The sequence below is a fragment of the Xenophilus sp. genome, assembly GCF_044462705.1.
Lineage (GTDB): Bacteria > Pseudomonadota > Gammaproteobacteria > Burkholderiales > Burkholderiaceae_C > Xenophilus > Xenophilus azovorans.
Genome location: NZ_JBIQNC010000160.1, coordinates 5,043 through 11,574, shown reverse-complemented (window position 1 = coordinate 11,574; position 6,532 = coordinate 5,043). Strand labels below are relative to the sequence as shown.

Genomic DNA, 6,532 nt, shown 5'->3' with positions numbered 1-6,532 from the left:
GTCCTGCTCAAGCGCGAGGACCAGCAGCCGGTGTTCAGCTTCAAGCTGCGCGGGGCCTACAACAAGATGGCGCACCTGTCGCCCGAGCAGCTGCAGCGCGGGGTGATCTGCGCCTCGGCCGGCAACCACGCGCAGGGCGTGGCGCTGGGTGCGCGCCGGCTCGACACGCGCGCCGTGATCGTGATGCCGGTGACCACGCCGCAGGTCAAGATCGACGCCGTGCGCGCGCTCGGCGGCGAGGTGCACCTGCACGGCGACAGCTATTCCGACGCCTACCAGCACGCCCTCGAGCTGCAGCGCACGGAGGGCCTGACCTTCGTCCATCCCTTCGACGATCCGGAGGTCATCGCCGGCCAGGGCACGATCGCGATGGAGATCCTGCGCCAGCACCAGGGCCCGCTCGACGCGGTGTTCGTCGCCATCGGGGGCGGCGGGCTGATCTCGGGCGTGGCCAACTACATCAAGGCGGTGCGGCCGGAGATCCGCGTCATCGGCGTGCAGATGAACGACTCGGACGCGATGAGGCAGTCGGTGGCCGGCGGCGAGCGGGTGAACCTGCCGGACGTCGGCCTCTTCGCCGACGGCACGGCCGTGAAGCTGGTGGGTGAGGAGACCTTCCGCATCGCGCGCGAACTGGTGGACGAGTTCGTCGTCGTCGACACCGACGCCGTGTGCGCCGCGATCAAGGACATCTTCATCGACACGCGCAGCATCGTCGAGCCCTCGGGCGCGATGGCGGTGGCGGCGATCAAGCAGTACGCCGAGGCTCGCGGCGCACGGGGCGAGCGCTATGCCGCGATCCTGTGCGGCGCCAACATGAACTTCGACCGCCTGCGCTTCGTGGCCGAGCGGGCCGAGGTGGGCGAGGAGCGCGAGGCGCTCTTCGCCGTCACCATCCCCGAGGAGCGCGGCAGCTTCCGGCGCTTCTGCGAACTGGTGGGCGAGCTGCCCGGCGCCTCGCGCAACGTGACGGAGTTCAACTACCGCATCAGCGATGCCAAGGTGGCGCACGTGTTCGTCGGCCTGACCACCGCCGCCCGCGGCGAGTCGGCGGCCATCGCCGACACCTTCCGCGCCCACGGCTTCGGTGCGCTGGACCTCACGCACGACGAACTGGCCAAGGAGCACGTGCGCTACATGGTCGGCGGCCGCTCGGGCCTGGCGCACGACGAGCGGCTGCTGCAGTTCGTGTTCCCGGAGCGGCCGGGCGCGCTGCTGAAGTTCCTGAGCCTGATGCGGCCGAGCTGGAACATCAGCCTGTTCCACTACCGCAACCAGGGCGCCGACTACGGGCGCATCCTGGTCGGGCTGCAGGTGCCCGAGGCGGACAACGACGCCTTCACGGCCTTCCTGGAGGCGCTCGGCTACCCCTACGTGGACGAGACGGGCAACCCGGCGTACCGGCTGTTCCTGCAGGCCTGAGAGAGAACCGGCTCAGCCCGCCGGCATGGCCGGCGCCGGGCGCGGCGGGCCATTGACGGCGCCGGGCCGCGCCGGCACCTGCAGCGTGAAGGCCGCGGGCGCATCCACGCCGGCGCCGACGCGCACGCCGTGCGCATCCACACCCTGCAGCACGTAGCCCTGCGCCAGCGCGGCGCCCGCCCGGAAGGGGCGCGGCGGCTTGCCATCGACGGCGATCAGCGCGGCGCCGCGGCCGTTGGCATCGGCCACCACGCCCAGCAGCGCGAAGCGGCTGGCGGCATCGGGCACGCGGACGGCCTGCGCCACCGCCGGCTGCGCGCCGAGGGCCCGCGCCACGGCCTGGGTGTCGATGCTCATCGCCGGCGTAGCCGACACCGCAGGCGGGCGGTCGCCATCGGCCGGCGATGCCAGCCGCAGGCCCCAGAACACGAGGCTCGCCGCAGCGGCCGCCCATACCAGCACGGTGGTGGCGGCAGCCGGCCAGCGGGTCGGGGCGTGCGCTTGTGTCATGGGTGCGGATTATGATCCGCCGCTTCCCCGATCCCCCTCTCCCTTCCTGCGATGCGCCAACGTCCGGTTCCCACACTGCAACGCGGCTTCACGCTGATCGAACTGATGGTGGTGCTGGTCATCATCGGCGTGCTGGCGGCGCTGATCGTGCCCAACGTCATCGGCCGCGCCGACGACGCCCGCGTGACCGCCGCGCGCACCGACGTCCACAACCTGATGAACGCGCTGAAGATGTACCGCCTGGACAACCAGCGCTACCCCACGGCCGAGCAGGGGCTGCAGGCGCTGGTGGCGCGGCCGACCGCCAACCCCGTTCCGCCGAACTGGAAGCCGTACGTCGACAAGCTGCCCAACGACCCGTGGGGCCGCCCCTACCAGTACATGAATCCGGGCGTGCAGGGCGAGATCGACGTGCTTTCCCTCGGCGCCGACGGCCAGCCCGGCGGCGAAGGCAACGATGCCGACATCGGTAGCTGGCAATAGCCACAGCGCCACGCGCCCCCCGCGGGGCTTCACCCTCATCGAATTCCTGGTGGTGGTGGCCATCATGGCCTTCGCCATCGCAGGCGTGAGCCTGTCGCTGCGCGACAGCGGGCAGGCCGCCCTGGACCGCGAAGCCGAGCGCCTGGCCGCGCTGCTGGAAGCGGCCCGCGCGCAGTCGCGCGCCAGCGGCGCCACGGTGCGCTGGCGCGTCACCGAGGAAGGCTTCGCCTTCGACGGCCTGCCCCCCGGGGCCCTGCCCAGCCACTGGATGCACGCCGGCGTCGGCGCCCTGCCGCTCGATGCCGCCGGCGTCGCGGTGCCGGTGCTGCAACTGGGTCCGGAGCCGATCATCGCCGCACAGCAGGTGCTGCTGAGCACCGAGGGGCCGCCGGCGCGCCGCCTGCGGGTGGCGACCGACGGCCTGCGGCCCTTCGCCGTCACGAACCTGCCGTGACGACGATGCGCCGCAACGGCTTCACGCTGATCGAGGTGATGGTGGCGCTGGCCATCGTCGCGATCGCGCTGGCCGCCGGCACGCAGGCCGTCAATGCGCTCGGCCGCAACGCGCAGCGGCAGTCCGACATGGTGCTGGCGCAGCTGTGCGCCGAGAACGAACTGGCGAAGGTGCGGCTGGCGTCGCAGATGCCGGCCGTGGGCGACAGCATGCTGGCCTGCACGCAGGCCGGCACGGTCTTCACGGTGGCCGTCACCACCACCTCCACGCTCAACCCCAACTTCCGCCGCGTGGACGTGCAGGTGCGCGACGCCGACCAGTGGCCGGTGCTGCGGTTGTCGACCGTGGTGGGGCGGTTCTGATGCCGCGCCCCGGCCTTCGCGCGCGCGCCGCCGGCTTCACCCTGGTCGAGCTGCTGGTCGCGCTGGCCGTGATGGCGCTGCTGGCGCTGGTGAGCTGGCGCGGGCTGGAGGCGATGGCCCGTGCGCAGGCCGGCCACCGCGAGCGCGACGACGCGGTGCTGGTGCTGCAGACCTCCCTGGCGCAGTGGAACGCCGACCTGGACGCCGCCACGCCGTACGGCGACCTGCCCGCCATGGACTGGAACGGCCAGGTGCTGCGCCTCACCCGCCGCGGCAGCGACGGCGCCGGGCGGCCGGCCGCGCTGGTGGTGGCCTGGACCGCGCGCCCGGGCGCCGGGGGCCTGCGCTGGATGCGCTGGCAGTCGCCGCCGCTGGCCGCGCGCGACCAATGGCAGCAGGCCTGGCAACGGGCCGCCGCCTGGGCGCAGGACGGCGCGCGCGAGGTCGACGCGGCCGCCACCCCGCTGCTGCCGCTGGCCGGCTGGCAGTTGGCGTACTTCCGCGGCGGCAGTTGGAGCGCGGCCGTGCCTGCCGAGTCCCTGGGCCTGAACAACCCGCTGCCCGACGGCGTGCGCCTGCTGCTGGCGCTGCCACCCGGCGCCGGCCTGAGCGGCGCGGTGCAGCGCGACTGGGTGCGGCCCACCTACGCTGCGCCGAAGCAGGGATGAAGCGCATGCACCGGCCCTCTTCTGCCCTGTCCCGGCACCAGCGCGGCGCCGCCCTGCTGCTGGCGATGCTGACCGTGACCCTGGTCGCCACCTTCTCCGCCGCCGCCCTGTGGCAGCAGTGGCGCAGCACCGAGATCGAGGCCGCAGAGCGGGCGCGCCTGCAATCGGCCTGGGTGCTGGTGGGCGCGCTCGACTGGTCGCGCCTGATCCTGCGCGAGGACGGCCGCACCGGCGGCGCCGACCACCTGGCCGAGCCCTGGGCCGTGCCGCTGGCCGAGGCCAAGCTCACCAGCTTCCTCGCGGCCGACAAGAACATCGGCAGCGACGCGCTGGAAGGCCTGCCGGACGCCTTCCTGTCGGGCCGCATCGTGGACGCGCAGTCCAGGCTCAACGTGCGCAACCTGGTGGACGGCGGCCGCGCCGTGCCCCAGGCGGTGGCGGCCTTCCGCAAGCTGTTCGAGCTGCTGGGGCTGCCGCCCTCGCAGGTCGATACGCTGGTGGCCGGGCTGCTGCGGGCCAGCCCGCGCACCGCCACGCCCGCGGGCGCGGAGGCCCAGCCCCCCGCCGGCGGCGAGGACGCGCCGCTGATGCCCCAGCGCGTGCAGGAACTGGTCTGGCTCGGCCTGCCGGCCGCCAGCGTCGCGGCCATCGCGCCTCACGTCACCGTGCTGCCCACCACCGGTGCGAAGCTGAACATCAACACCGCCAGCGCCGAGGCGCTGTTCGCCAGCGTGCCGAAGCTGGACCTGGCCGGCGCGCGCCGCCTGGTGGAGCAGCGCCAGCGCCGCTTCTTCAGGACGCTCGCCGAGGCGAACGAACTCATCCAGTCCAGCGACGCGCAGTTCACCGAGGGCCTGCACGGCGTGGCGACGCAGTACTTCGAGGTGCTGGGCCGGCTGCGGCTGGACCGCACCTGGGTCGAGGAGCGCTCGCTGCTCCTGCGCAACGGCCTGGCGCTGAGCGTGGTGTGGCGCCAGCGTGGTGCAGGCACCACGGACGAACTCACCGGCCCCTGACCCTGTAAGCGCTTGTAGCAAAGTTGAATAAAAATGGCCTCCCCGCCCAGCCGGCGGATGCGGCCAGCTATCAAATCCAGAGCAAAGCGACCCGTGCCGCCCGCCCTTCCCCGACCACTGCAATCCCCCGCCCCGCACCGATGGCCTTGATCCTGGTCCAGCCTCCGCCGCCCACGGCACTGCCCGGCGCCGACTTCGCGTGGGCGGAATGGTCGGCAGACCGCCAGCGGCTGCGCCAGCAGGGCAGCGCCCCGCCGGCCCTGCTGCCGGGCCAGGGCGAGGCGACGGTGATCGTGCCGGCAGCGGCGCTGTCCTGGCATCGCGTGACGCTGCCGCCGGGCAGCCTGGCCAGCGCCGCCCGGCTGCGCAGCGTGCTGGCCGGCCTGCTGGAAGACCGCTTGCTGGACGAGCCCGAGCAACTGCACTTCGCCCTGGAGCCCGGCGCCCGCGCCGGCGAGCCGGCCTGGGTCGCCATCTGCCAGCGCGCCTGGCTGCGCGCGGTGGTGCAGGCGCTGGAAGGTGCCGGGCGCCGCATCGGCCGGCTGGTGCCCGAGTTCGCGCCGCGCCCCGCCGACGCGCCGCCGCTGCTCTTCGCCACCGGCGAGCCCGGCCATGCGCACCTGACGGTGTGCGACGGCAACGGCGTGCTCAGCCTGCCGCTGGACGGCGCCGCCGTCGCGCTGGCCGGCCCGCTGCCGCCCGATGCCGAGGCCGGCGCCGAACCGGCGGTGGCGGAACTGGCCGAGGCGCTGATGGGCCGCCCGGTGCGCCTGCTGCCCGCGCCGCAGCGCTGGCTGGAAGCGACGGAACTGCCCTGGGATCTGGCGCAGTTCGAGTTCGCCATGACGGGCCGCGCGCGGGCCGGCAAGCAACTGGCCGCCACGGCCGATGCGCTGTGGCGCGCGCCACGCTGGCGTGCCGCCCGCTGGGGCGCGGGCCTGCTGGTGGCAGCGCAACTGGTCGGCGTCAACGCCTGGGCCTGGAAGGAACGCCACGCCCTGGAAGCCAAGCGCCGCGCGGTCGATCAGGTGCTGGTGCAGACCTTCCCCTCGGTGAAGCTGGTGATCGACGCGCCGGCGCAGATGGCGCGCGAGGTCGCCGCCCTGCAGCAGGCCACCGGCGGCCTGACGGCGGGCGACCTGGAACCCATGCTGGCCGCTCTGGCCGCCAGCCTGCCGGCAGGCAGCCTGCCCACCGCCATCGACTATGCCGGCGGCCAGTTGCGCCTGCGCGGCCTCGACCTGCCCCCGAGCGCGCAGAACACCCTGGCCGGCGCCCTCGCCAGCCGCGGCTACCACGCGCGCAGCGAAGGGGGCCTGCTGCTGGTGCAGGCGGAGGCGGCCCGATGACGCCGCAGGCAACCCAACGCTGGCGGGCCTGGTGGGCCGCCCTGGCGCCGCGCGAGCAGCGGCTGGTGGCCGGCGCCGCCGCGCTGGTCGTGCTGGCCCTGCTGTGGTGGGTCGCCCTGGCGCCGGCGCTGCGCACGCTCGCGGCCGCACCGCAGGCCCATGCGCGGCTGGACGCCCAGTGGCAGCAGATGGCGGCGCTGCAGGCCCAGGCCCGCGCCCTGCAGGCCCAGCCCAAGGCCGGCCGCGACGACGCCCTGCGTGCCCTGGA

9 protein-coding genes are annotated in these 6,532 nt (G+C 74.2%); 8 read left to right on the top strand and 1 reads right to left on the bottom strand.

Going from position 1 to position 6,532, the window contains the following annotated elements; genetic code table 11:
- Window positions 1–1,422, top strand: a 1,422-nt coding sequence (ilvA, locus tag ACIY1X_RS19830; protein ID WP_399683825.1) for a threonine ammonia-lyase, biosynthetic, incomplete at its 5' end; no start/stop codon positions are given.
- Window positions 1,423–1,434: 12 nt separating this feature from the next.
- On the opposite strand, the gene ACIY1X_RS19825 is transcribed toward ilvA, so the two are convergent.
- Window positions 1,435–1,932, bottom strand: coding sequence for a type II secretion system protein N (locus ACIY1X_RS19825; RefSeq protein ID WP_051953383.1), 498 nt, complete (start codon window positions 1,930–1,932; stop codon window positions 1,435–1,437).
- A gap of 51 nt (window positions 1,933–1,983) precedes the next feature.
- On the opposite strand from ACIY1X_RS19825, the gene gspG reads away from it, so the two are divergent.
- The 7 genes from gspG to gspM form a co-directional block, all read left to right on the top strand.
- The gene (gene gspG / locus ACIY1X_RS19820) at window positions 1,984–2,415 is read left to right on the top strand and encodes a type II secretion system major pseudopilin GspG (protein ID WP_038207485.1); all 432 of its coding nucleotides are present in this window, start codon (window positions 1,984–1,986) and stop codon (window positions 2,413–2,415) included.
- Window positions 2,390–2,869 (top strand): prepilin-type N-terminal cleavage/methylation domain-containing protein, encoded by a 480-nt coding sequence (locus tag ACIY1X_RS19815; RefSeq protein ID WP_038207483.1) that lies wholly within the window; start codon window positions 2,390–2,392, stop codon window positions 2,867–2,869. Before gspG ends, ACIY1X_RS19815 begins: the two co-directional genes overlap by 26 nt.
- A 5-nt stretch (window positions 2,870–2,874) precedes the next feature.
- Window positions 2,875–3,231, top strand: coding sequence for a type II secretion system minor pseudopilin GspI (gene gspI / locus ACIY1X_RS19810; protein ID WP_038207726.1), 357 nt, complete (start codon window positions 2,875–2,877; stop codon window positions 3,229–3,231).
- Window positions 3,231–3,899, top strand: coding sequence for a type II secretion system protein J (locus ACIY1X_RS19805; RefSeq protein ID WP_399683821.1), 669 nt, complete (start codon window positions 3,231–3,233; stop codon window positions 3,897–3,899). The genes gspI and ACIY1X_RS19805 overlap by 1 nt, the downstream gene beginning before the upstream one ends.
- Window positions 3,896–4,915 (top strand): type II secretion system minor pseudopilin GspK, encoded by a 1,020-nt coding sequence (gene gspK / locus ACIY1X_RS19800; RefSeq protein ID WP_399683819.1) that lies wholly within the window; start codon window positions 3,896–3,898, stop codon window positions 4,913–4,915. The genes ACIY1X_RS19805 and gspK overlap by 4 nt, the downstream gene beginning before the upstream one ends.
- A 140-nt stretch (window positions 4,916–5,055) precedes the next feature.
- Window positions 5,056–6,264 carry a type II secretion system protein GspL gene (gspL, locus tag ACIY1X_RS19795; RefSeq protein WP_038207475.1) on the top strand — a complete coding sequence of 403 codons (1,209 nt, stop codon included), beginning with the start codon at window positions 5,056–5,058 and terminating at the stop codon, window positions 6,262–6,264.
- On the top strand, window positions 6,261–6,532 hold a 272-nt coding region (gene gspM / locus ACIY1X_RS19790), incomplete at its 3' end, for a type II secretion system protein GspM (RefSeq protein WP_399683816.1). The genes gspL and gspM, both read left to right, overlap by 4 nt.

Bases quoted from the DNA above. Each gene is read 5' to 3' on its own strand.
- ACIY1X_RS19825 (WP_051953383.1), bottom strand. From the start codon at position 1,932: ATGACACAAGCGCACGCCCCGACCCGCTGGCCGGCTGCCGCCACCACC.
- gspG (WP_038207485.1), top strand. From the start codon at position 1,984: ATGCGCCAACGTCCGGTTCCCACACTGCAACGCGGCTTCACGCTGATC.
- ACIY1X_RS19815 (WP_038207483.1), top strand. From the start codon at position 2,390: ATGCCGACATCGGTAGCTGGCAATAGCCACAGCGCCACGCGCCCCCCG.
- gspI (WP_038207726.1), top strand. From the start codon at position 2,875: ATGCGCCGCAACGGCTTCACGCTGATCGAGGTGATGGTGGCGCTGGCC.
- ACIY1X_RS19805 (WP_399683821.1), top strand. From the start codon at position 3,231: ATGCCGCGCCCCGGCCTTCGCGCGCGCGCCGCCGGCTTCACCCTGGTC.
- gspK (WP_399683819.1), top strand. From the start codon at position 3,896: ATGAAGCGCATGCACCGGCCCTCTTCTGCCCTGTCCCGGCACCAGCGC.
- gspL (WP_038207475.1), top strand. From the start codon at position 5,056: ATGGCCTTGATCCTGGTCCAGCCTCCGCCGCCCACGGCACTGCCCGGC.